General features: G+C 56.3%; 20 protein-coding genes. 10 read left to right on the top strand and 10 right to left on the bottom strand.

The window, feature by feature from the left end:
• Positions 1–7 precede the first annotated feature (7 nt).
• Together G523_RS0107560 and G523_RS0107555 are read right to left on the bottom strand one after the other, a co-directional pair.
• The gene (locus tag G523_RS0107560) at positions 8–544 is read right to left on the bottom strand and encodes a hypothetical protein (protein WP_155802614.1); all 537 of its coding nucleotides are present in this window, start codon (positions 542–544) and stop codon (positions 8–10) included.
• A gap of 119 nt (positions 545–663) precedes the next feature.
• Positions 664–1110, bottom strand: coding sequence for an MAPEG family protein (locus G523_RS0107555; RefSeq protein ID WP_022694437.1), 447 nt, complete (start codon positions 1108–1110; stop codon positions 664–666).
• A 118-nt stretch (positions 1111–1228) separates the two neighbouring features.
• Between G523_RS0107555 and G523_RS0107550 the strand changes: the two genes are divergently transcribed.
• Positions 1229–1738: a PaaI family thioesterase gene (locus tag G523_RS0107550; protein ID WP_022694436.1), complete on the top strand. Its 510-nt coding sequence runs from the start codon at positions 1229–1231 to the stop codon at positions 1736–1738.
• Positions 1739–1799: 61 nt separating this feature from the next.
• Here G523_RS0107550 and G523_RS0107545 read toward each other — a convergent pair whose 3' ends face one another.
• Positions 1800–2174 (bottom strand): DUF983 domain-containing protein, encoded by a 375-nt coding sequence (locus G523_RS0107545; protein ID WP_022694435.1) that lies wholly within the window; start codon positions 2172–2174, stop codon positions 1800–1802.
• Positions 2175–2255: 81 nt separating this feature from the next.
• Positions 2256–3893 carry an alpha-glucosidase gene (locus G523_RS18495; RefSeq protein WP_033232355.1) on the bottom strand — a complete coding sequence of 546 codons (1638 nt, stop codon included), beginning with the start codon at positions 3891–3893 and terminating at the stop codon, positions 2256–2258.
• Between the two features lie 122 nt (positions 3894–4015).
• Here G523_RS18495 and G523_RS0107535 point away from each other — a divergent pair, with 122 nt between their 5' ends.
• Entirely contained in the window at positions 4016–4696 is a 681-nt protein-coding gene (locus G523_RS0107535) for an endonuclease V (RefSeq protein WP_022694433.1), read from the top strand.
• Positions 4697–4711: 15 nt separating this feature from the next.
• Here G523_RS0107535 and G523_RS0107530 read toward each other — a convergent pair whose 3' ends face one another.
• Together G523_RS0107530 and G523_RS18490 are read right to left on the bottom strand one after the other, a co-directional pair.
• Positions 4712–5770, bottom strand: coding sequence for a Fe(3+) ABC transporter substrate-binding protein (locus tag G523_RS0107530; RefSeq protein ID WP_022694432.1), 1059 nt, complete (start codon positions 5768–5770; stop codon positions 4712–4714).
• A 63-nt stretch (positions 5771–5833) separates the two neighbouring features.
• Positions 5834–6841 (bottom strand): ABC transporter ATP-binding protein, encoded by a 1008-nt coding sequence (locus tag G523_RS18490; protein WP_162141036.1) that lies wholly within the window; start codon positions 6839–6841, stop codon positions 5834–5836.
• 87 nt (positions 6842–6928) lie between these two features.
• Here G523_RS18490 and G523_RS0107520 point away from each other — a divergent pair, with 87 nt between their 5' ends.
• Positions 6929–8608: an ABC transporter permease gene (locus G523_RS0107520; RefSeq protein WP_155802613.1), complete on the top strand. Its 1680-nt coding sequence runs from the start codon at positions 6929–6931 to the stop codon at positions 8606–8608.
• A 4-nt stretch (positions 8609–8612) separates the two neighbouring features.
• Here the strand turns inward: G523_RS0107520 and G523_RS0107515 are convergent, their stop codons facing one another.
• Complete coding sequence (locus G523_RS0107515) at positions 8613–9413, bottom strand: 3-deoxy-manno-octulosonate cytidylyltransferase (RefSeq protein ID WP_022694429.1); 801 nt, start codon at positions 9411–9413, stop codon at positions 8613–8615.
• A gap of 77 nt (positions 9414–9490) precedes the next feature.
• Positions 9491–10159: a hypothetical protein gene (locus tag G523_RS0107510; protein ID WP_022694428.1), complete on the bottom strand. Its 669-nt coding sequence runs from the start codon at positions 10157–10159 to the stop codon at positions 9491–9493.
• Between the two features lie 116 nt (positions 10160–10275).
• Between G523_RS0107510 and G523_RS0107505 the strand changes: the two genes are divergently transcribed.
• Positions 10276–12774, top strand: a complete 2499-nt coding sequence (locus G523_RS0107505) for a ligase-associated DNA damage response DEXH box helicase (protein WP_022694427.1) — start codon at positions 10276–10278, stop codon at positions 12772–12774.
• Between the two features lie 816 nt (positions 12775–13590).
• Here the strand turns inward: G523_RS0107505 and G523_RS0107500 are convergent.
• Complete coding sequence (locus G523_RS0107500) at positions 13591–14565, bottom strand: GSU2403 family nucleotidyltransferase fold protein (protein WP_022694426.1); 975 nt, start codon at positions 14563–14565, stop codon at positions 13591–13593.
• A gap of 132 nt (positions 14566–14697) precedes the next feature.
• Between G523_RS0107500 and G523_RS0107495 the strand changes: the two genes are divergently transcribed.
• On the top strand, positions 14698–15489 hold the full coding sequence (locus tag G523_RS0107495; protein WP_022694425.1) for an enoyl-CoA hydratase-related protein: 792 nt from the start codon (positions 14698–14700) through the stop codon (positions 15487–15489).
• A 60-nt stretch (positions 15490–15549) separates the two neighbouring features.
• Positions 15550–16284, top strand: a complete 735-nt coding sequence (gene pdeM / locus G523_RS18485; RefSeq protein WP_081648735.1) for a ligase-associated DNA damage response endonuclease PdeM — start codon at positions 15550–15552, stop codon at positions 16282–16284.
• Positions 16285–16298: 14 nt separating this feature from the next.
• On the opposite strand, the gene G523_RS0107485 is transcribed toward pdeM, so the two are convergent.
• A complete protein-coding gene (locus tag G523_RS0107485) occupies positions 16299–19970 on the bottom strand; it encodes a peptidoglycan-binding protein (protein WP_022694423.1) in 3672 nt (1223 codons plus the stop codon).
• Between the two features lie 209 nt (positions 19971–20179).
• Between G523_RS0107485 and G523_RS18480 the strand changes: the two genes are divergently transcribed.
• The 4 genes from G523_RS18480 (at position 20180) to G523_RS0107465 (ending at position 24285) form a co-directional block, all read left to right on the top strand.
• Positions 20180–20665 (top strand): MerR family transcriptional regulator, encoded by a 486-nt coding sequence (locus tag G523_RS18480; protein ID WP_027441540.1) that lies wholly within the window; start codon positions 20180–20182, stop codon positions 20663–20665.
• Between the two features lie 63 nt (positions 20666–20728).
• Positions 20729–22513 carry an acyl-CoA dehydrogenase C-terminal domain-containing protein gene (locus G523_RS0107475; protein ID WP_022694421.1) on the top strand — a complete coding sequence of 595 codons (1785 nt, stop codon included), beginning with the start codon at positions 20729–20731 and terminating at the stop codon, positions 22511–22513.
• 166 nt (positions 22514–22679) lie between these two features.
• Entirely contained in the window at positions 22680–23846 is a 1167-nt protein-coding gene (locus G523_RS0107470) for an acyl-CoA dehydrogenase family protein (protein ID WP_022694420.1), read from the top strand.
• A gap of 4 nt (positions 23847–23850) precedes the next feature.
• Positions 23851–24285: a PaaI family thioesterase gene (locus G523_RS0107465; RefSeq protein ID WP_022694419.1), complete on the top strand. Its 435-nt coding sequence runs from the start codon at positions 23851–23853 to the stop codon at positions 24283–24285.
• The last annotated feature ends 8 nt before the right edge of the window (positions 24286–24293 follow it).

Below are 24293 nucleotides of genomic sequence, written 5' to 3'. Positions count from 1 at the left end.
GTGAGTTTCAGCCACCTACATAGCTGGCTGGCGGCTCGGGCAGAAGCTGCATCGGCGAGAGTGTATCCGCATCTATGCGTAGCTCCACCTGTTCCACCTCTTTCACTTTGGCGCTGCGATAGCGAATATGGTGCCAGACGGCCCCGCCCTCAGAATTCAGAAAATCACGCAAAGAGAAAGACAGGCACGGAAACGCCTTTGAACTGAAATCATTGGCGAACAGAACGAGCGTCTGGCCGCTCTCCAGCTCCATCAATAAGATATCCGATTGCTCACCGCTGCGTTCAACGCGCATGACAGAGCGTGCATCGACTTGCGCGATCCGGACGCGCGCCGCCTCAATCGCCGTTTCGAATTTGCGTTGATGGAGACGGGACTCGCCTATCATGTCCTTGCTGATCCATGCGATCAACAGAACACCAAACCCGCCCCAGAACAGATAAAACCAGATACCCATTCCCTGCGAGACGGCGATCGAAATCCAGCACATCACAGCGACCAGCACCGCAATGACAGGCAACCTGATCAGCCGGTGAAAGTGCATTTTCAGCACCGACCGCGAAACTCTGAGAAGATGCCTCAGATAGCGCAGCTCCGAAGCCGTCGCTGCGCGGTCTGTTGGCTTAAGAAATAAAGGGTCAGGCTGAAATCCGTCTTGTGTCATCAGCCGAGGAATATGCGCAGAATCTCTCGCACCACAATGACAATCAGACAGATTGTTGAAAGCGCGAAGACGAGAAAACGCGACACAACATGATTAACCGTGCACTGGATCAGGGAATGGATGACACGCAGCACGACATAGCCCCACAATAGCGCAACATTCACGCTGTCATGGCCACCGCCAAGAGACAGGAAGAAAGCCATCGCATAGAAGATCACAGGCTGTTCCAGCAAGTGATTGTAATTGTCTGCTTTGAACGCCACTGAATCCGGCAGCGCATTTGCCAGCTTGCCCGTGCGCTGTCCGCTCTGCGGATCAATTCCGGCTTTGCTCATGGCCGGAATACGCGTGGCATACATCCAGACCCAGATAATCAGCGTCCATGCAATCAGCGCCAATACCGGCAGTAATGCTGCGCTATTCAGGCTTTCCATCGTTGTAGGCATGTCTCTCTCCCGTTGTTTTTCTGGCACCTTATCTCAACCGACGCACAAACCTAGTTGAAATATCGAAACGAGTATGGTTAACCTTAGCGCAACTTAAACGTGCATTTTGGAGACTTGGATGGCGGATACTGCAACACTCAGCGAAAATGCCAATGCCCTGCAGCCCGAAAACTGGGGACTAACGGCTGTGCGCACAGCCCTTCAGCCGGAAGGGCGCACGCGTGATTTACCTTTTATGAGAACGGCTGGCCTTTCAGAAACACTGGAGCTGATCGACACTGGGCCGGGATATCTCACCCTCGCCTGGCGGGCCGAAGCGCCCCTCGACAGCTATGATGGCATCATTCAGGGCGGCATGCAGACCGTCGTGGCGGATGTCGCACAAGGCCACGCCTTCTCTACGCTACTGGAGGAACCACGCGGCTTTTCAACCGTTGATTTATCATCGCGCTACCTACGTCCGATGCCATCCGGGCAGACCTATACGGTGGAAACGAAGGTGACGGAAAAGACCCGTCGGACAGCGCTGATAGAGACAACAATCAGACGTTCGGATGGCAAACCCGTCAGCCACTTCCTCGGAAGCTGGCAGATCGTCCAACGCGATTTCAAACTGATATCCGCCTGAAGTTTTCGCTCAACTGTGCCAGCCCCTCCAAAGGCTGGCAGCTTTTTATGGAGCAACGAATCTAGTCTTCGCCGTGATCGAGCTCGGCTTCCTTCGCCTTGTTCGCTACCTGTAGAGCCATCATCAAAGACTTGGCCTTAGGCAGCATGATCAGGCTCGCGACGATCGTAACGACGGTCAGCACAAACATCAGAAACAGTTTCAGAGCCAGACCGATATTCGCCATCGGAATGATAAATCCGAATGGTGCGAAAATGATCAGCACGAGGAAGCCAACGAAGAAGGCCGGTCCATCAGCTGTGTCAGAGCTCAAAAAGTCTTGACCGCACGCCTCGCAGTTTGGCTTGAATTTAAGATAGCCCCGGAACACACGGCCCTGGCCACAATTCGGGCAGCGCTCTGCTAGGCCTGCCGAGATAGGGGAAACTCTTGTCATTCCGGTCAGATGAGGCCTTGGCGGTCAGACGTCAACGCGACCTTTGAGCACAAAGCGATCACACATCTGACAGGACTGGATCTATATTTTCCACCAATAGCCGGTGAGCGCCGGTATCTCATTTTCGATATTGTGCGGCTCCACGCCGATATTCGAAATGATCAGCTCGCGCTTCTCTGGCAGCTCGAAATCATACTCCAGCGGCCGGTTTGAGAGATTGAACACGCAGAGAATCGTCTCATCGCCCTGCTTCCGTTTAAACGCGAGCAGGTATTCTTCTGCCGTGATGAACGCCAGATCACCAATCCGGATCGGGGCCAGATCACGGCGCAGACGGATCGCTTCTCGTGCAAACACCAATGTGGAGTACTCATCCGCCTCCTGAACATCAGGGGCTAGCGCGGCATGCGCCGGATCTACCGGCAGCCATGGCTCACCAGTGGTGAAGCCTGCATTCTCTTCCGTTGACGACCATGGGAACGGCGTGCGCGCCCCATCGCGGCCCAGTGTATGCGGCCAGTTCTCGATGGCTTCGGGGTCTTGCAGGAATTCATACGGCACATTGCCCGTCGGCAGGCCCAGCTCCTCGCCCTGATACATAAAGACCGTGCCACGCATACTCAGCAGCAAAAGCAGATAAAGCTTGGCATGGACAACCGTGTTCATCCCATCCGACCAACGCGAGAGAACGCGCGGCGCGTCATGGTTGGAAAACGCCCAGCTTGGCCAGCCATGGGCCGGATCGCCTTCCCAGCTGGAAAGTGAATTCGCAATCGACCAACCCGTCAGATGATCAAGATAGAGGAAGTCGAAATTGTAAGACGTGTTCAGACGTTGATGACCGGATGTATATTCGCGCTGAAACTTGAACGGGTCAGGGCTGGAGACTTCTGCGACCGTGAACTTATTGCCCTCATAGCCGTCGAGCACCCAGCGCATACGCGTCAGGAAATTCACCGTCTCATGGTGAGTTTCACTATAGATATGATCCTGCATATCAAAGCTGCGAACCACTTCCTCAATCGGGCGACCTGACGGCGGATTATCGCGAAGTTCAGGGTCGTGCATGAAGCAGTTCACGACATCGAGGCGGAAACCGTCCACACCGCGATCCAGCCAGAAACGGGTCACATCAAGCAGAGCGTCCTGAACCTTTGGATGGTGCAGGTTGAGGTCCGGCTGGGAACTCAGAAAGTTATGCATGAAGTATTGTTTGCGGCTGGAGTCCCATTGCCAGGATGAGCCGCCAAAATAAGCCTGCCAGTTATTTGGCGGCGATCCGTCCGGCTTGGCATCAGCCCAGATATACCAGTCCGCCTTATCATTCGTCCGGCTTTTCCGGCTCTCCAGAAACCAGTTATGCTGGTCGGATGTGTGGGAATAAACCTGATCGATAATGACTTTCAGACCGAGCTCCTTGGCCCGTTTGAACAGCGCCTCGAAATCCTCAATCGTCCCGAAAATCGGATCAACGTCGCAATAGTCGGACACGTCATATCCGAAGTCCTTCATCGGCGACTTGAAAAAGGGCGACAGCCAGATCGCATCCACGTTCAGCGATGCAACATATTCCAGCCGCTCGGTAATCCCTTTGAGATCGCCAACGCCATCGCCATTCGTATCCTGAAAACTACGCGGATAGATCTGGTAGAAGGTCGCACCGCGCCACCATTCATTGGGCGAAGACGTTGTAAAGATATCAGCCAAACAGGGCTCCATTTACTCGAAGGGTGTTTCTACTTTGCGGACCAGATGAGTCCGGTCAACCGCACAACACGCCATTCCTTGCCTCTATTCCCGTGTTGAAGAACAATGCTGCAGATTGATCAGAAAGTGACGCATTGAGCACGCAAATTTCTCCGGACTGGCCCAAAACCGAAGCTGAAGCTTTGTCGCTCCAAAAAGAGATGGCGAACAAGGTGATAGAAACACCACTGGACAGAACGGTGCACACCATAGGCGGACTGGACGTCGCCTATGATGAGGAAAGCGATGAACTGGTTGCAGCACTTTCGCGCTTCGACTACCCGTCCGTGCAGCATGTCGCCTCGCACACCTCGCGCGGGAAGACAGCATTTCCCTATGTTCCAGGCCTGTTTTCCTTCCGCGAGCTGCCTGCTGTCTTACCGCTCTTTGCACAGTGTGATCGCGCGTTCTGGCCGGACGTCATCATTTGTGACGGCCATGGGCGCATCCATCCAAGACGTTTCGGTCTCGCCTGCCATCTGGGCGTTCTGCTGGACTGGCCGGTAATCGGCTGCGCAAAGAACCATCTCTGCGGAGAATGGGAGATGCCCGCTGAGCCGCGCGGCAGCTGGTCGCCTGTGGTTATGGACGGTGAAACCATTGGCGCGGCGCTTCGCACACAGAACGGTGTGAACCCGATCTTCGTATCTGTCGGCAACAGGATTACGCTGGAAGAGGCTATCGGGTTCGTCCTTAATACCAGCCCGAAATACCGCCTGCCAGAAACAACAAGAGCTGCCGACGCAGCAGTGCGGGCAGCTCTTGCAAAGACTTAAACTAAGACGGGACGCTTAGCGCCAGCCTGCCCGGTCAAACACGCGAACAGCCGTCGCCTGATTGGTGCCAAGCGCAGTTACCTGCAGATCATCCTCGCGGAAATCACCAAGGCCGGACACTTGCGGCGCCAGCTCAGCCTCAAGATTGACCGGATACTCGTTATTGCCTGCAGAGAACGCTGTCTGAACGTCTTCGCGCGTCAGGAAGTGAAGCAGCTCGATCGCATTTTCACGGTTCGGCGCATACTGGGTGAGACCACCGCCAGATACGTTGACGTGCGTACCGGATCCATCCTGGTTCGGGAAGATGATGCCGATATTATCGTAAACCGCGCGAAGTTCAGGATTATCCGACGCTGCAAAACGAGCAATGTAATAGGTGTTCGCAAGGCCAATGCCGCACTCACCCGCTGCGATGGATTGAAGAATGGATGTGTCATTGCCCTGCGGCGGACGCGCAAAGTTCTCAACCACGCCTTCAGCCCATTCCTGAGCCGCCTCTTCACCATCACGCTCCACAATCGAAGCCAGAAGCGAGATGTTGTAGATGTTAGACGATGACCGCATGCAGACTTCGCCCTGATAGGCCGGATCTGCGAGGTCTTCATACGTCGCCAGACCTTCAGGTGCGCCCTCGGATTTATTGTACACAATCACGCGCGCACGCTTGGTGAAGCCGTACCAGAGATTGTTCGGGTCGCGCACATAATCCGGCACGCGGGACTGGAGCAACTCGTCATCCAGCGGTTGGAAGACATCTGCCTCAACCGCGCGGAACAGGCGGCCTGCATCAACAGTGATCAGAATGTCGGCTGGTGAGAACTCTGCCTCATTCACGAGGCGCTGGATAAGCTGCTCACTCTCGCCTTCGAGTAGGTTCACGCGAATGCCGGTCTCGGCTTCAAACTGCTCATATAGCGCGTGATCTGAATCATAGTGGCGGGCGGAATAGACATTCACGACGCCTGCATTGGCAGGTGTCGCAGACGTTTCAGTGGTTTCATCCGGCGAACTTCCCCCGCAGGCAGCAAGACCAAAACACAGCGCGAGCGAAGCAGATTTCAGATGAGCCAAAACGGCCTCCTTTATTGAGAACCGTTCTTATCTAGGCCGTTATGTGCGAGTCTACAAGGCCGCTCATTGCGACTCTTTGTCGAAAAGGAAGGCATTACGCTGACGAAGGGATAAATGCCCTTTCGCGCCGATCTCCGGCAGGGCGTTTTCGTCAGCATCTACGCGCACGAGAGAGATCGCCGCGGCATCCACGCGGGAAACGAACAACACACGTCCGGAACTGCGATAACGCACATCGCGCACCACCCATTCGCCATCTTCGGCCGCCGTAAAGCGTACACCTGACGGACGGATCACCATGGAGCTGACTGGACCTTCACGGCGTGCGACCTCTCCGAGCCCAAACCGGCCCGCAGCGCAAACAAACTCTTCGCCTTCAATATGACCGTCAAACAACTGTGCATCGCCAAAAAGGCTGGCGACTTCCGCACAAACTGGCTCGTTGATCACCTTATCTGGCTCGTCCACCTGCAGGATGCGACCTTTGGACATGACAGCGATCTTGTCCGACATTTCCAGCGCTTCTTCAGGATCGTGCGTCACCAGAATGGAAGCGCTACCCGCTTCTTTCAGAAGAACACGAGCCGCCTCACGCAGCTCACGGCGCAGCATAATGTCGACGCTCGCATAAGGCTCATCGAGCAGCATGACCTTTGGCGCAGGCGCAAGCGCACGGGCCAGCGCCACACGCTGCTGCTGACCACCTGACAAGGTGCCCGGCTTTCGTTGGTCATAACCGGCAAGCCCGACCATTTCGAGCAGCGCCTTACGACGGGCCTGACGTTCCGCCGGCGGCATGGATTTCAGACCGAACTCGATATTCTCGGCCACCGACATATTCGGGAACAGCGCATGCTCCTGAAACACCAGACCAACAGGGCGCTTTTCTGGCGCAGGATGGTGGTCCGGCGCGGCGAGCAGCTCATTGTTCAGCATGATCTGACCGCTGGAAAGATGCTCCAATCCTGCGACAAGGCGCAGCAGCGTCGTTTTCCCACATCCCGAAGGACCGAGAAGCGAGACAACCTCTCCGCTGCGGACCGAGAGAGAAAGCGCGTTCAGTGTCTGCATATCCCCATATGAATGGGTCAGATTTTCGAGAATGAGTGTCATAAGCATTACTTTGACTATTGAATGCGCCCGGTCTAGAGCGAGATCATGAACGCGTCAAAAAGCATCGCTATAAGACCTCAGTCGCAAACGCAAAATCATTTGCGTCGAGTTGCGCTGGCAAGCCTTGTCTTTTTGATCGCGGCCCTCCTCACCCTGCCTCTGTTCGGAGTTATCATAGGCTCGATGGGCGAGAGTGATGGCACGTGGTCACACCTCTCCGAAACGGTGCTGTCCGAATATGTGATTAACACGCTGGCGCTTCTGGTTATGGTTGGCGTTCTGACCGGCAGCATTGGCACGGTGAGCGCATGGCTCGTCACATCGATTGAGTTTCCGGGGCGCAAAGTCGTCGAATGGCTTCTGGTTCTGCCAATCGCTTCACCGGCCTATATCGCCTCATACGTCTATACAGACCTGATGGACTATGCCGGCCCTGTTCAGTCTGCGCTACGCGGCCTGATGGGCTGGGGCGCAGATGATTACTGGTTTCCGGCGATCCGCACACTTCCGGGCGCGGGGCTGGTGCTTTCCTTCGTACTCTACCCGTATGTCTATCTGCTCGCGCGATCTGCCTTTCTGAATCAGTCTCAGACCCGCTTTGCTGCTGCCCGCTCGCTTGGCGCCTCACCGCTGCGCGCCTTCTGGAGCGTTGCACTACCAGCCGCCCGTGCAGCCATTCTGGGCGGCATTGCCCTCACACTGATGGAAACAGCAGCCGACTTCGGCGTAGCGGACTATTTTGGCGTTCCGACCTTCTCGACCGGCATTTATCGCGCTTGGTACGGCATGGGCGATCCGGTTTCAGCGCTGCGCCTGTCAGGTCTGCTTCTGGTTATCATGGCCATTCTGGTGATGGCTGAGCGCCGCTTCCGCCCGTCTCAGGCCAATAATGATATCGCCCGCGATACCGTTCTGCGCCGCATGAAACCGTCCAGACCGCTGCAATGGCTAGCCGCTTTTGCCTGCATCATGCCAATCCTGATCGGCTTTGCCTTCCCTGTCGCCCGCCTCGTCTACCTTGCGGCTGGCGATATCGCCCGCAACGGCATGCCTCAGTTTGTGTCTTTCGCGACGAACTCTGTCACCATGTCGGTTATCGCTGCAGGCCTCACACTCGCGCTCTCGCTGTTCCTCGCCTATGCCCAGCGCGGTCGTACGCGCAACCAGAAAACCGGACCGATGAGCGCGGCAACACGCCTTGCGACGCTCGGCTACGCTCTGCCCGGCACGCTGCTCGCGGTTGGTCTTCTTCTGCCGATGACGACAATTGATAAATCGATTTCACGCTGGATGCTCGACCAGTTTGGCTGGGCACCCGGCCTCTTCCTCACAGGCACGGTCGTTACGCTGATTTACGCTTATGTGATCCGCTTCCTGACTGTGTCCTACAACACGGTCGAGCCTGCTGTATCATCAATCCCGCGCGCTATGGACGAAGCAGCCCGCACGCTCGGCTCACGCCTCTCACGTATTGTATTTGAAGTGCACCTGCCGGGCCTCAAGCCTGCGCTCTATTCGGCGGGACTGCTGGTCTTCATCGACACGATGCGCGAACTGCCCGCAACGCTTCTGCTACGTCCTGCCAATTTCGAAACGCTGGCAACGCAGGTCTATCGCCTTGCCTCGGATGAGCGCCTCGCAGAAGCCTCTGTCGCCGCGCTTATCCTCATTGCGATTGGTATTCTGCCCGTTATGCTGATCACGCGAGCAAACCTCAAATCCTGATCGCTCAGACGAGGCCTTTTTCTTTCAGGATACGTTCGGCCAGCGCGAGGTCCTCTGGCGTATCTACACCCGAAATAGAAACTTCCGGCGCAGGCACTTCCACCACCCGAATTTTCATGCCGGCTTCCAACATGCGCAGCTGCTCAAGACCTTCCAGCGCCTCATAGTGAGACTCCGGCATCTCAGCGAACGCCTTCAGCGCGCTTAGAGAATAGGCATAAAGCCCGATATGGCGCAGCACGGGTGAGAACTCCCCCTCGCCGCGCATTTTCTCTTCCTTGCGCAGGCCCGGAATGATGTTCTTGGAGAACCATAACGCACGTTCATCCGGCCCGCGCACGCACGTTGTGCCGGAGAATGGCGCGATCTTCTTATGCTCACGCAGCTCGTCCAGGGCCTCCCATGTCAGGCGCACAACCGGCGTTGCTGCATCATCGCCGGTCTCTAGAACAGCCTTGCCGACATCGGCCACCATTTGCGGCGGGGTAAACGGCGCATCGCCCTGCAGATTGATGACAACTTCAGGCTCAAGCCCCAGTGCCGAGACAGCCGCAAGCGCCCGGTCTGTGCCTGTCGCAACGTCTTCAGGCGTCAGGACAACCGGCACGCCTTCTGCCTCGCAATGCGCCGCAATGCGTTCGTCATCTGTCGCGACCACATAGCCTGCATCGCCGATAATATCCGCAGCAGCCTTCGCCGTCTCCGCCACGCGCAGCACCATGGATTTACCTGCAATTTCCATAAGCGGCTTACCCGGAAAACGGGTGGAACCATAGCGGGCAGGAACTACGATGAGTGTACGCATTGGGGCCTCAGAGGGTGAGAGATTCGCTGCAAGCAGATGCCGCACACCTCGCGCCCATGTCAAACGCTGAGTGTTCTCTAGCGCGCGACTTCCACATTCTCGACACGCTGAATGCTGGATTCGCTCTGGCGCTGGCCCATGGCCGACACATCAAACGCCATAGTGAGTTCGGAAAGATACGGGCGACCGGATGGCCCCGCCTCGCATGTGCCGAACATATCGAATGTGTGCACACGGGCGATGATCATCGGCTTGAAGGATTCCGGCAGATGATACTGGAAGGAGACGAGCTGACGCGTTTCTTTATCGACCACCACAGTCCCGATGGAGCGTTCTGCGATCTGGCGCTCGAAGTCTTCGGCATCTTCCGGCGTTGTTGGCGTGAAAGTGAAGGTGGCCGTTGTGTCGCTTTCGGCGGCCAGCTCTACGTCACCCTTCACGCGGTCTTCCATGCCATCACACCAGATGTCGCCAGCATCGTCTGAAACGCTTTCAAGAAGGTCTGCTTCGCTAATCTGGTCGGTCTGTTCGTGAATCGTCACAGGCGTCGACGAGGCCGGATCATAGCTATAGCGAAACAGCACATCGCCCGACCCGCGCGTGACAGACATATCGAAGCTATGAAGCGTTTCCTCACCCTGATACGGGCCGACGGCATCACGAAATAGCGCTGGCCAGCTTTCATCGGCTAAAGCCGGTCCGGCGGCACTGAAAGCGAGGGCGATAACTGGAAGGGCAAAACGCATGACTGGTCTCCGTATTAGAACTCACATCAGCCCGAACCCCGCCCGAAATCAAATGAGAATTTTGTCAGGTTGTAGTTCGCAGATGACGCACGGCGTTTTCACGCTATGTTCCAATCATGGCTGACGGCGCACCCCGCATTTCACTTCCTGACCTGTTTGAAGACTGGTTCGCCTCACGGGGCTGGCAGCCGCGCGCCCATCAGCTGGCGCTCGCCGATGCTGCGACCCGCGATGAAAGCGCGCTTCTGATTGCACCAACAGGTGCAGGCAAAACGCTGGCCGGTTTCCTGCCAAGCCTGATTGATCTGGCGAAGCAAAAGCGTCAGTCGAACAATACGCGCCCTCGCCTGCACACACTCTATATTTCGCCGCTGAAGGCGCTCGCCGTCGATGTTCACCGAAATCTCAACACACCGGTTGAGGAGATGGGGCTCGATATCCGCATTGAGACGCGCACCGGTGACACGCCGCAATCGCGCCGCCAGCGACAGCGCGCCAATCCGCCTGACATCCTGCTGACCACGCCGGAACAGCTCGCGCTGTTCATTGCCTCTGACAGGGCGAGCGAATTTTTCGAAGACCTGAAATGCGTAATCATTGACGAGATCCACGCCATAGCGCCCACCAAGCGCGGAGACCTTCTGGCGCTTGGCCTTGCCACGTTGAAAAGCTGGGCACCGAACCTGCGCCTTACCGGCCTGTCTGCAACTGTAGCTGATCCGGATAAACTCACTCACTGGCTGGGCGGCGCAACAACAATTACGGCGGCGGGCGGTGCAGACGCGAATATCGATCTTCTCATTTCGAAAGAGCGCATTCCCTGGTCCGGCCATTCGGGGCGGTTCGCGATTGGCGAAGTGTACAAGGAAATCAAAAAGGCCCGCCTTGCGCTGGTTTTCGTCAATACGCGTTCTCAGGCAGAGCTGTTGTTTCAGGAGCTGTGGCAGGCCAATGATGACAGCCTGCCCATCGCGCTTCATCATGGCTCGCTGGATGTAGAACAGCGCCGCAAGGTAGAAGCGGCCATGGCGAAGGGCATACTTCGCGCGGTAGTCTGCACCTCTACGCTCGACCTCGGCATTGACTGGGGCGATGTAGACCTTGTGATCCAGATGGGGGCGCCAAAAGGCTCCTCCCGCCTCATCCAGCGCATTGGCCGGGCCAACCACCGTCTGGATGAGCCCTCCCGCGCCCTCCTTGTACCGACCAACCGTTTTGAGGTTCTCGAATGCCGCGCCGCGAAAGAAGCCGTGGATGACCGCGCGCTGGACGGCTCTGACCGCGTCAAAGGCGGGCTGGATGTGCTCGCCCAGCATGTGATGGGCCGCGCCTGTGGCGAGGGCTTCGATATGGCCCGTCTGTTTGAAGAAATTACGTCCGTTGCGCCCTATGCCCATATCGACTGGGACACATTCGAGCGCGTCGTCGATCTCGTCGCGACGGGCGGCTATGCGCTGCGAAGCTATGACCGGTTCAAACGCATCGTGAAGCGTAAGGACGGCCTCTGGCACGCCCGCACACCGCGAGATGCGCAGGGCCATCGCCTGAATGTCGGCACGATTATCGAAGCGGCTATGCTGAAGGTCAAAGTCTTCTCGCGTATCAAGCGCGATGGTCAGGGCCGCATCACCTCACCTGCCTATGGCGGCAAGGTTCTGGGCGAAATCGAAGAAGGCTTTATCGAAAGCCTCACGCCGGGCGACACCTTCCTGTTCGGCGGAGAAGTGCTGGCCTTTGAAGGCATTGCAGAGACAAACGTCATCACCACACGTTCGAATGATCCGGAACCTGCTATCCCCTATTATGCGGGCGGCAAATTTCCGCTCTCCACCTTTCTGGCAGACCGCGTCAGGAAGCTCCTGCACAATGAAGCCGGCTGGGCACATCTGCCAGAACAGGTCGCCGAATGGATACGCATTCAGAAGCTACGCTCGTTCATCCCGCCTGCAGATAAAATGCTGGTTGAAACCTTCCCCCGCGCCGGGCGGCATTACCTTGTCTGCTATCCGTTTGATGGGCGGCTCGCGCACCAGACACTTGGCATGCTGCTCACCCGCAGACTGGAGCGCTGGGGCTATCGTCCGCTCGGCTTTGTCGGCTCCGAATACGCCATGGCGATCTGGGGGCTGGAGCCGATGGGCGGGCTAGATATGGGCAAGCTCTTCCATCAGGACATGCTGGGCGATGATCTTGAAGAATGGCTGGATGAGAGCTTCATGATGAAACGCACCTTCAAACAATGCGCGCAGATTGCAGGCCTGATCCTGCGCCGCCAGCCGGGCACAGAGAAGACAGGCCGTCAGGTCACCTTCTCAACCGATCTCATCTATGACGTGCTGCGCAGCCATGAGCCGGACCATATCCTTCTGCAGGCAGCCCGCGAGGAAGCCGGTGAAGGTCAGCTGGATATCCGCCGTCTTGGTCAGCTGCTTGAGCGCGTGAAGGGCCACATCGTGCATGCAGACCTTGAGCGCATTTCGCCCTTCGCCGTTCCGGTCATGCTGGAAGTTGGCCGTGAACCTGTGGCAGGCGTTTCAGCCTCTGAAGCCATTCTCGCTGAGGCCGAAGAGGACCTACTCATGGAAGCCTTCGGCGATGACGTGCCGGGCGGGTAGCTGTTATTCTCTGTTTCTTTGCTCGAACTCATGTTCGGCAATCGCTATCGCTTCGAGCATTTCGGAAAACGGTAATCCCGGGTCGCTAATACAGGGACCGCTGTCAACCTCAGAACACTCTCTCAACCCAGAATCTAAGGTATTCACACGACCTAAACCGGGCCACTGCCACGTTACCGAGTATGTAACGGAACCCGCATCTGACTGAGGCCAGCCGAGCCCCCAAGCATCGTTCTGATAAGAAACGGTATCTCACACGTCGGTAAAACGACCATCATCCCAATTTTCGCCGAATTGGTCGGCGAAATCAGCGCTCATTGGTAACTCGGAACGTAATCCATTAAAGCTACATGAGACGGCAGGATAGGTTTGACCATTGCTCGATGCTTCAAACGGCCGTTGTTCCTCACAAATGGCCGAATATGGCTCAATGCTACCAACGAACCTTGCACTGATAGCGTACAATGGTTCTCGATCAGCGTGACCGATCAGAATGCAATTTTACTGCTGATCATCGGGCATTGCCTCTCGACACTCCTCAATATGTCTTGTTGCCGCCGCTTGCGCCACTTCAACGTCCTCCAGTGTCGAAACAATTCCATTCAACATTCACCTATGCGAGCGGCCTCATCATCAACATTCAGCAAAATTATTCGCTGTGGCGACCAGTTCACATAACAGACGCGCGCCGAATCGATTTCGGCTGCGTTCGGTGTTCGCAATTCAGATGTTCGATCTTAAACGTAAAAAGTCAGAAACCAAATCATCTGCGAGCAAAGCGCAAATTCTGCACCCGATACCCCAGTGACCGAACTTTCAGCCCCGACGCCAGTTCTCGAAATCCATCATAAGCTCGCTCGGTAAGCTAGCTTCAAACGCTTCGTTGAGAGGGTAATGAGACATGGCGTCCCGAACTGCGTTCAGCAAGATATTTCCCTGAATCCTGTCTTTGTTTCGCTTATTTGGATTTCGTTTCGACTGACGGGACATCCAGAGTTTATGAAGCGCGAAATATCGAGGATCAGGCACGTAAAGCCTCGCTGGCTTTCCATCCCGACAGACGACCACACGACTGAGAGGACGGCCAAGCAGGAGCCACTCCTGTTCGGGCAGAGGAACAGGCTTGGGCACATCCAGACGATCCAGCATATCGACTTTCGAGGGCGCAACCAGCAGCTCAACTTCATAGGCTTTGGCGTTCCGAGCCTGAAACGGCCGCTCTGTATTCATCGTGTAGGTACTGTCTACGGCCTTCAATAGAGACCAGACCGGTTTTGCACCTTCTTCCGGTTGCGCGCTCGCGGCCCATGCCAGGTCAAAATCTTCCGTCTCGTCCGGAATGCCCACGAGATATCCATTAGATTCTAACTGGTACGCCGGAATGGCGTTGGTACCAACGACGAGCAAATCGGAACCGAGCATGCCTCGCTCATCAGCTCTTCGGAGGATATCTCCAGCCTGGCTGGCCAAAAGTGGAAGTCTGAGTGCGCGATACATGGCGCAGCTTTCATCCACACTTGAAACGCTCGTTTCAATCCGGCTCTTCAGCTCGGCTTTCCGATTTCTGTAATCTTCAAATTGTTCGAGCTTCTCGTCATCGAGCGCCCCGAGGCTGATACCGTTTCCGTCTCGACCAGTTATTTCGTATAGATACTTGCGATCCTTTGAGCTCTTAATTCGAAGGTCGTAGGGCATGGCGGCAAGTTGCTGACATGCCTCCATCCAGACCTCGTAGCGTTGCTCGAGATTTACAATTGTGCGGGCCTGCTCATCATTAAAAGCGCGAAACATACGCTGTTGTCCCACAATTTTGGGATTTTGAAAATTGTGGGACAACACATAAATCGATACGCTCCCCCAACAGTAAATTGACCTGCACACCAATCCGCGCAATCAGTCTTCGCAATAAAGGGAGAAACGCACATGTCAGATCTGCTGCACAAAGTCGAAAACGGTATCGCCACGCTTACATTCAATCGTCCTGAAGCGATGAATGCGCTGTCTCAGGAAACTTTTGAGGTCGGCATCCCGCTTCTCGAGAAATGGGCGCAGGATGATGATGTGCGCTGCGTTGTTGTAACGGGCACTGGCGACCGTGCATTCTGCGCAGGCGGCGACGTGAAAGCCATGAATGCTGGCCGCGGCGCAGAGCAGACAACCGAGCAAAAAGTGAACCGCCAGCTTGGCATTCATCGCATGTCCGGCCTTTTGAACTCCATGCCTAAGGTGACAATTGCGGCTGTGAACGGCGTTGCCGCGGGCGCTGGCTTCTCTATCGCGCTATCGTGTGACCTACGCATTGCCTCCAGCCGCGCGCGCTTCACAACCGCGTTCGCAAAGGTCGGCTTTGCAGGCGATTTCGGCATTACATGGCCGCTGGTTCGAACACTCGGCGAAGCCAAAGCGAAAGAGCTTCTCTTCCTCTCTGAAATGGTGACAGTCGACGAGGCTCTGCGTCTTGGTCTCGTCAATAAAGTTGCTGATGCGGACGGCTTTGACGAAGCGGTCACAGAACTCGCCACACGAATCTCCTCTGGCGCGCAGCTCGCTTATCGCTACATGAAAGAGAATGTACGCCTGTCCTCTACAGAGAACTATCAGACCATGCTGGAGCGCGAAGCCTTCACGCAGATCTACACGGGCGAGTCTGAAGACCATAAGGAAGGCGCACGTGCCTTCGTTGAAAAGCGTGCACCGAACTTCAAGGGCCACTAAGCCGCAGCCATTCGCAGCGGGGAGATTGACCCTCCCCGCGACTTGCGCAATCCCTTGGATATGCGCCCCGGACTTAAACTCTCAGACGAGCCAGCTGGTCATATGATCAGGCTTTGCGGACACGATCTTCGCCCGCTCAAAGAGGGTGCGCTTTACTGGCCCGCACAGAAAACGCTGATCGTTTCCGACCTGCACTTTGAAAAGGGCTCCAGCTATGCCCGCGCAGGCCAGCACTTACCGCCTTATGACACCCGCACAACGCTCGGCCTGATCACCCGCCTGATTGCAGAGCTGAACCCGGAACGTGTCATCTCGCTGGGTGACAGCTTTCACGATCCACGCGCCCATGAACGCCTTGCCGAAGACGATTGGAGCGCTATTTGCGCGCTCACCGAATCGCTCGACTGGGTATGGGTGGAAGGAAACCACGATCCAGACCCTCCTGAAGGTCTTGGCGGCACAGCCTGCAAAGAACTCAAACTCGGTCGCCTGACATTCCGTCACGAACCAACAGGTGAAACGGGCGAGATTTCAGGACACCTTCACCCGTGCGCACGCCTTATCGGGCGCGGAAACAAAATGGTCCGACGCCGTTGTTTCGTGACGGATGGTAACAGCCTCATCCTGCCAAGCATGGGTGCCTTTACCGGCGGGCTGAATGTGCTTGAAACGCCGTACCAACCGCTCTTCCCGCGCGGGCTTCAGGTCTTCATGATGGGAACCGACCGCGTCTATGCCGTGCCGACAACGCGCCTCGCGCCAGATCGCTCATCCGGCGCGCGCTGGAAATTCTAGAAACAGCTTAGCTTTTAGAGACCGGTATCAGCCGCTGCGCGCATCTGGCGAAGCAGAGTTGGCGTCACCTGACCTGATTGCGGATAACCGTTCGCGCCCTGGAAAGCGAGAATGGCGTTACGCGTCTGGTTGCCAAAACGGCCATCAGGGAAGCCTGCATTATAGCCAAGCTCGTTCAGCAGCTCTTGCGCCTGACGCACCTGTCCGTTCAGAGCAAGCTCGGTCGGCGCAGATGTTGCCGCTGGTGTAGATGTCGCCGCGCGAGGCTGCTGCGGGAAAATACCGTTAGCTGCAGGATCGCTTTGTGTTGGCGTGTAAGCCGCAGCGCGTCGAAGTGCTGACTGGGCCGCCGTCGGGTCAATCTGCGCAGCAAGCTCGGACACCTTAGACCCGGCACCGCTATCACCCATTTGTTCGGCAACAGCATACCAGTAGAGCGCTTCAGCAGGATCAGCTGTAACACCAAGGCCCTGCTCATAGAGCACGCCCAGATTATACTGGCTGTCGACAAGGCCGTATTCAGCCGCAGAGCGGAACCACTGGGCGGCGCCAGCATAGCTTTGCGGGCCGCCCTCGCCTTCGGCAAAGAAGACAGCGAGGTCGTGCATGGCTTTTACATTGCCATTTTCCGCTGCAAGTTCAGTCCACTGGCGCGACTGCGCAAGATCACGCGGCACACCATGACCACGCTCATAGAGCTTGGACATGCGATACTGGGCCATTGCGAGGCCATCATCAGCCGAATTCTGAATCAGCGTAACCGCTTCGCGGATATTGCCTTCTTCAAGCAGGCGCATGCCGTCCTGATACTGGGTAACCGGCGTCACAACAGGCGGCGGAGCCGCGGCTGGCTCGGCAGAGGCCGGCTGGGCAGAGGCCATTTCAGACGGTGCGATCGGTACAGCGTTCTGGATGGGAATCGACTGACCGGTCAGCTGGCTGCGATTGAGATCACTGGTGGTCGGGCTGTTATTGCGAGCCGTCTCAACCGGTGCAGGCGCTGGCGCCTCTGCGGTCTCGGCAGAACGCGGTGCTGGAGCCGGTGCTGGTTCAGATTCGATGAGGCGTTCTTCGCGGCGCGGCGTTGTTTCTTCGATAGTATCTGAAACGCCCGCTTCGCTTTCAATGACTTCAGGGCCGACAATCTCAAGGCCAATACCAGCATCTGCGCCATTTTCCAGCGCAGACAGCTCGCCAGCACCCGCAGACGGCACAAGCGGCGTACGACCATCGACCTGCCCACGAGCAGATGGACCATCAAGATAATCGAGACTTGAATCCTGCTTACCGCGCATCAGCATGAAGCCTGCTGCGCCTGCCGCAGCGATTGCGATAACCGATGCCGCAGCGATCAGAGGCAGCTTGGAGCTACCACCGCTCTTTTTACTGCCCTTAGCAGCGAGAACCTTCGGTGCTTTGCGGCCGCGACCGCTTTCTTGCGCAGCATTTGCCGCGGCGCGGGCACGTGACAGATAATCTGAAGCGCTGCCCGCATCTGGAACAGACATAGGCGCATCATCGTCGAAACTATCATTCTCAAAGGATGTGTTTTCGTCGAACTCGGCAGCGTCGAGGTCAAAGCCGGAGCCTGGAACGTCCGCGGCGAAGCCGTCATCCGGCTCATCGAGATCATCATCAAAGCTGGCTTTCGGTGACGGTGTTTCAAACTCGTCATCGCCAAAGTCAGCCCATAGATCATCTTCGACAGGTGCAGGTTTGGCCGTTTCAGCTTTTGGAGCTGGCGGTTCGGGCAGGTCGAAATCGGCTTCGAGCTCTTCCGGAATCTCCGGAGCAGCTGCGCTTTTTTGCTTCGCATCAGCTGCATCGAGGCGCGCTTCAAAGCTATCGAAAGACATTGGCGGCGCCGCAGGGCGGGACACGCCATCCGGATTCGAGAAGTCTTCCACCGCAGAGAGGCGCTCAGCCAGAGACGCCATTGCTTTCTGGATCGGGCTGATTGAGGACGATGTTGCCTGCTCAACCTGCGCAATACGGTCTGTCACCTTACCAAGCGCGGTCTCAACCTTTTCAGACTGGCGCTGTTCGCTCGCCTGAATTTCGTTGGAAAGACGGTTTACACTCTCATCCTGACGCGCTTGAAGGTTCTTCGTCAGAGTGGTCACGTGATCTGTGAAATCACGGATGGCAGACGCACTGCGCTCTTCTGAGGCCTCGACGCGGGAGTTTAACGCGCTTGCAAGCTCGTCCATTTTCGCGGTGACGGATTCAAGCGGCTCGCCGGTATCGCGGGTTTCAATCTCGGAAAGACGCTTCTGAAAGGCGCTCGCAAAATCATTCAGCTGGTCACGCAGAGCGCTGCCAATCTCTGAATCATTGCGCTGTTCGACAGTCGCAACACGCTTGTCGAGCTTATCAGCAATGCCGGTGACTTCCTCGCCAATGGCCTCAACGGCCTGCGTCTGGCGCTGCTCGGTGCGGCGCATACGCTTGGCGATTTCATTCACCGCCGAGTTCATCTCAGAGAAGACTTCAGTTGATTGAGACGCAGCAGTCTCGATCTGGCCTGTCAGCTCAGCACGGGTTTCTGAGATCGTCTGCGCCAGCTCTGACTTGATCGACTCGATACGCTCTTCAAATTCAGCACGGAGCCCAACAAGGCCTTCGCCCTCGAACTGGCCAAGACGTTCATCAAGCTTCGAAAAGCTGGATTCAAGACCGGAAAGCGCCGAGTCGGTCGTCATTTCCGCACGGGACAGACGCTCGGCAATGTCTTCAAGCTGACCTTCAACGTCATCACGTTGTGCTTTCGCCTGCTCTTCGAGGCGAGACACCAGATCGAAAGCCTGAACGCTGCGATTTTCGGTTTCGGCGATATTACGCCCGAAGCGCTCAACGCTTTCAGAAACCTTTGTCAGCGTGCCGGATACATTGTGGTTGATCTCGGTAACGTCGCGCTCGACCTGAGTCATACGGTCTGTGAGATGCTTGTTTGCGCCTTCGGTGCGCGCAACCGTTTCAGAGAGTGCGCGATCAACTTTCGCGGACGCGTTCTCGATCTGCGAGGTTACAGAGTTTTGAAGGCCAGTAACTTTCTGGATGACGGACTGGTCCACCTCGCCAAGGCGCTCATCCAGTGATTTCAGCTGGTTTTCAGCGCTGGCGTGCTTGGCTTCGGTTTCGCTGCGGGTCTGCTCGATACGCTCGGATAGGTTTTCCAGCGCCTTTTCGAGCGAGCGCATAGCGCGCAGGCTCTGATGAGAGGCATCATCCGCTTCAATCTGATCGATGCGGCGCTTCAGAAGTGCTTGCGCCTGTTGCAGCTCTTCAGCAGCGACATCAATGCGCCCTTCAATAGCCTGCTGGGACTTCTCGGTATCGTCGAGACGGTTCAGCAAACCCACGACAGACTTATCAATATCGGTGATCGCGAGGCGTGAACGGGCTTCAGCCGCCTCAACGCGGCGCGTCAGTTCATCAAGCGCGGCTGTGCTGGTGCTCGTCGCGCGCGGCGCAGGCCTTTCCATGTCCGGTACATCATTATGCGCAGTATGCGGCGCTGCCTGCTGGCGACGCGCTTCCGCTTCTGCGGCGTTCTGATCGGATTCGAGGAGCAATCTGTTCAGATAATCCCCAAGCGTAATTCCTTCATTGCGTGCAGCCTGCAGAGCCGCTTCACGCGCTTTGGAATCTATGCCTTTGACGCTCCATGGGCCACGCGCTGACATGGACACCCCTCAAGTTGACGCATTACCGCAATACTAATGAAAATCTTAAAAGCCACCGTTCGTATTAAGGGGGAGTTAAGAATGGTAAAAACCTGTCTTAACCCGGTAATTTTTGCCGCCCTCTGAAAACGCCGGAGAATTTCCGAAACCGTCAGACGAGTCTGAAAATTAACGTTGACGTTCACGTTAAGAGAAGTATGCTCCCCGTCATGAACGCACTCTCTGAAAGCAAAAAACCGCTCGATACGCGTACTTACGCCATCAGCGAACTCGCCCGCGAATTCGGTGTCACGCCGCGCGCCCTCCGCTTTTATGAAGACAAGGGCCTCCTCTCGCCCGACCGCGACGGCATGAACCGCGTCTACTCAAACCGCGACCGCGCCCGCCTGAAGCTTATCCTGTCAGGCCGCAAAGTCGGGTTCTCGCTCAATGATATTCGCGAAATTCTCGACCTTTACGATCTGGGCGACAATCAACGGTCGCAGCTGCGCGCCGCTTATAAAAAGCACAAACAGCAGATCGAAGTGCTGAACCAGCAACGCCTCGAAATCGATGAAGCACTCGACGCGCTTCACAAAGGCGTGTCCTGGCTGGAAAGCAAACTCGAGACGATCGGCCCATCCGAAAATGAATCCGAAGCTGCGCGCGCCTATGACGCTGTTGCGCGCAAAAGCTTTGAAACCGAAGAAGACTGAGACGGCTGCGGCCCTGACACCGTCCGCAAAACTCGGCACCATACCTAAAGAAAGAAAAGACCTATGCCACGTTATAAGGCTCCTGTTCGCGACATGCAGTTCATCCTTCACGATGTGCTCTCGCTACAGAATTACTCCAACCTGCCAGGCTTCTCTGACGCTTCTCCCGATCTGATCGACCAGATTCTCGAAGGCGGCGCGAAATTCGCAGAAGATGTCCTGTTCCCGCTGAACTATTCCGGCGACAAGGAAGGCTGCAAACGCAATCCAGACGCGACGGTCAAAACGCCAGACGGATTCCCTGCCGCTTACGAGCAGCTGGTCGATGCAGAGTGGCTCTCGCTTTCAGCTGACCCGAAATATGGCGGTCAGGGCCTGCCGGGCGTTGTGAACATCGCGATCAACGAAATGCAGTCTTCGTCCAACATGGCCTTCTCCATGTATCCGGGCCTTACCCATGGCGCGTATCAGGCGCTGCTCGCGGGCGGCTCTGAAGAGCAAAAGCAGACCTACGTCACGAAGATGATCAACGGCAAATGGTCCGGCACGATGAACCTCACTGAACCTCAGTGCGGCACAGACCTCGGCCTTATCAAAACAAAAGCCGTTCCGCAGGCTGACGGCTCTTACAAAATCACCGGCCAGAAAATCTGGATTTCCGGCGGCGAGCAGGACTTGTCTGAAAACATCATCCACCTCGTGCTCGCACGCATTGAAGGCGGCCCTGAAGGCATTAAAGGCATCTCTCTCTTTGTTGTGCCGAAATTCATTCCGGACGCTGATGGCAATCCGGGCGAGCGCAACGCACTCGAGTGCGGCGGCCTTGAAGAGAAGATGGGCATTCACGGCAATGCGACCTGCGTCATGAACTATGATGGCGCGACAGGCTGGCTTGTTGGCGAAGAGCATAAAGGCATGCGCACAATGTTCGTCATGATGAACGAAGCGCGCCTTGGCGTCGGTATGCAGGGCCTCGCCCAAGCCGAAATAGCTTATCAGAACGCAGCTGATTTTGCTCGCGACCGCCTGCAGAGCCGCGCGCTCTCCGGTCCGGCTGCCCCTGAAAAGCCGGCAGACCCGATTATCGTACATCCGGATGTCCGCCGCATGCTGATGGACAGCCGCGCCTTCACCGAGGGCGCACGCGCTTTCATGTTCTGGACCGCTCTTTACGGCGACCTTCTGCACAAATCTCCGGACGACGCCGTTCGTCAGAAAGCGGGCGACTATATGGCCCTCATGACGCCTGTCGTGAAAGCCTTCCTGACAGACATCGGCTTCAAGACGACGTCTGAATGCCTGCAGCTTCACGGCGGTATTGGCTACACGCAGGAAATGGGCGTGGAGCAGTATATGCGCGATGCGCGTATCGCGATGATCTATGAAGGCACGAACGGCATTCAGGCGCTCGACCTTGTCGGCCGCAAGCTGGCTGCAAACGGTGGCCGCGCAATCTTCACCTTCTTCAAAGAGATGGACGATTTTGTTGGCGAGAACGCTGACAATGGCGACATGAAACTCTTCACGGACGCTCTGTCCGACGCGAAGAAGAAGCTGGAAGCTGGCACGACATGGCTCATGCAGAACGGCCTCTCCAACTTCAACAATGCGGCGGCAGCATCAACCGACTACGTCCACCTCTTCGGCTACACAGCCATGGCCTATATGTGGGCGATGATGGCGAAGACAGCGCTTGAGAAGGATGACGGCTCTGATCCGTATTACGCGAATAAGCTGAAAACAGCGCGCTACTATATGGAGCGCGTCCTACCGAAAGCCAGCTCTCACCTGGATATGCTGAAAGCAGGCGCAGAAAGCATGATGGCTCTGGAAGCCGACGCGTTCTAATTTTCAAACCTATTAAGACACAGGGCCTCCAGCAGGCCCGGTTCACGTTTTTCTGCCGAAATACTGCATTTTTGGGCGCGCCTGCCGCAACGTCACGGGGCGACAAAGCCCTGCAGAATGCCTATATCGTTGACGCAAACGTTATATAAAAATCTCGGAGGGAAATATGCTGCAATCACCTCTCGACATTCCGGCCTCAGGCTGGCGTCTCGACGAAGAAGTTTCAATCTTCTCGGACTCGGTTGGACAGTTCTTTGAAAAAGAATGTGCACCGCACGTACCGCAATGGCGAAAAGACGGCATCGTTCCCAAAGAGATGTGGCTGAAAGCCGGTGAGATGGGCATTCTTTGCGCATCCGTTTCCGAAGAGTATGGCGGCATGGGCGGCGACTTCCGTCACGAAGCCATCATCGCAGAACAGATGGGCTGGAAGGGTATCGATGGCTTCGGTATCACCCTCCATAATGGCATTATCGCGCCTTACATTGAAAGCTTCGGCACTGAAGAGCAGAAGCAGAAATACCTGCCCAAGATCGCAACGGGCGAGATCATCACCGCCATCGCAATGACAGAGCCGGGCACGGGATCCGACCTTCAGAACATCAAAACCACCGCAAAGAAGAATGCGGACGGTTATGTGCTTAATGGTTCGAAGACCTTCATCTCGAATGGCCAGAACGCGAACCTCATTCTTGTTTGCGCAAAGACGGACCCGACCGAAGGCGCCAAAGGCGTCTCCATCATGCTGGTGGAAACCGATGGTGCGGCGGGGTTTGAGCGCGGCCGCAATCTTGAGAAAATCGGCCAGCACGCAGCAGATACTTCAGAGCTGTTCTTCAATGATGTTCAGCTCGGCCCGGACGCTGTTCTCGGCGGCAAGGAAGGCATGGGCTTCATCCAGCTCATGCAAAAGCTTCCGCAGGAGCGTCACATTATCGGCGTTCAGGGCATGGCTACGATTGAGCGCGCTATCCATGTGACCGTTGAGTATGTGAAGCAGCGCAAAGCCTTCGGCAAAACCATCTGGGACTTTCAAAACACCCAGTTCAAGCTGGCGGAATGCAAAACCGAGGCAACTGTCGCAAAAGTGTTCGTAGACCGCTGCACCGACCTGCTCCTTGAAAACAAACTGGATTCTGCGACGGCCAGCATGTCGAAATACTGGGTGTCCGATTTGCAATGTAAAATCGTGGATGAATGCCTCCAATTGCACGGCGGCTATGGTTATATGGATGAATATCCGATCGCCCAAATGTACGCAGACAGCCGTGTCCAGCGCATTTATGGCGGCGCAAACGAAGTCATGAAGATGCTGATTGCGAGGACAATGTAATCTGATGTCCGATTTTGATCCGGCACAGTTTTTCAGAAATGACAGCCCCGCAGCGCCGGCGGCTGCGAAGCATCTCGGCTTCGAGTTTCAGGATGCCGACACGGCGCGCGGCTGGATCAAAATCAAATTCAATCCAAAGCCCGAGTTTCTGAACCCGGCAGGCGTTATTCAGGGCGGTTTCCTGATGGCCATGCTGGACGACACTATGGGCCCGGCAGTGCTTGTCAAATCGGGCGGCAAATACATGTCCAGCTCGATTGACCTGCACGCTCACTATCTGCGTCCGGTACGCCTTGGCCCCGTTATCTGCGAGGCAGAGGTTACACAGCTTGGACGTTCAGTCGCCTACCTTGAGAGCAAGCTGTTCGATGAACGCGGACGCCTGTGCGTACGCGCCACTTCGAGCGCCATGCTCATGAAATTTCCGACACCGGAATAAGAGATCCG

The sequence above is a fragment of the Ponticaulis koreensis DSM 19734 genome, from assembly GCF_000420665.1.
In the GTDB taxonomy this organism is placed as follows: Bacteria; Pseudomonadota; Alphaproteobacteria; order Caulobacterales; family Hyphomonadaceae; genus Ponticaulis; species Ponticaulis koreensis.
This window is presented reverse-complemented; position numbering and strand designations above follow the sequence as displayed.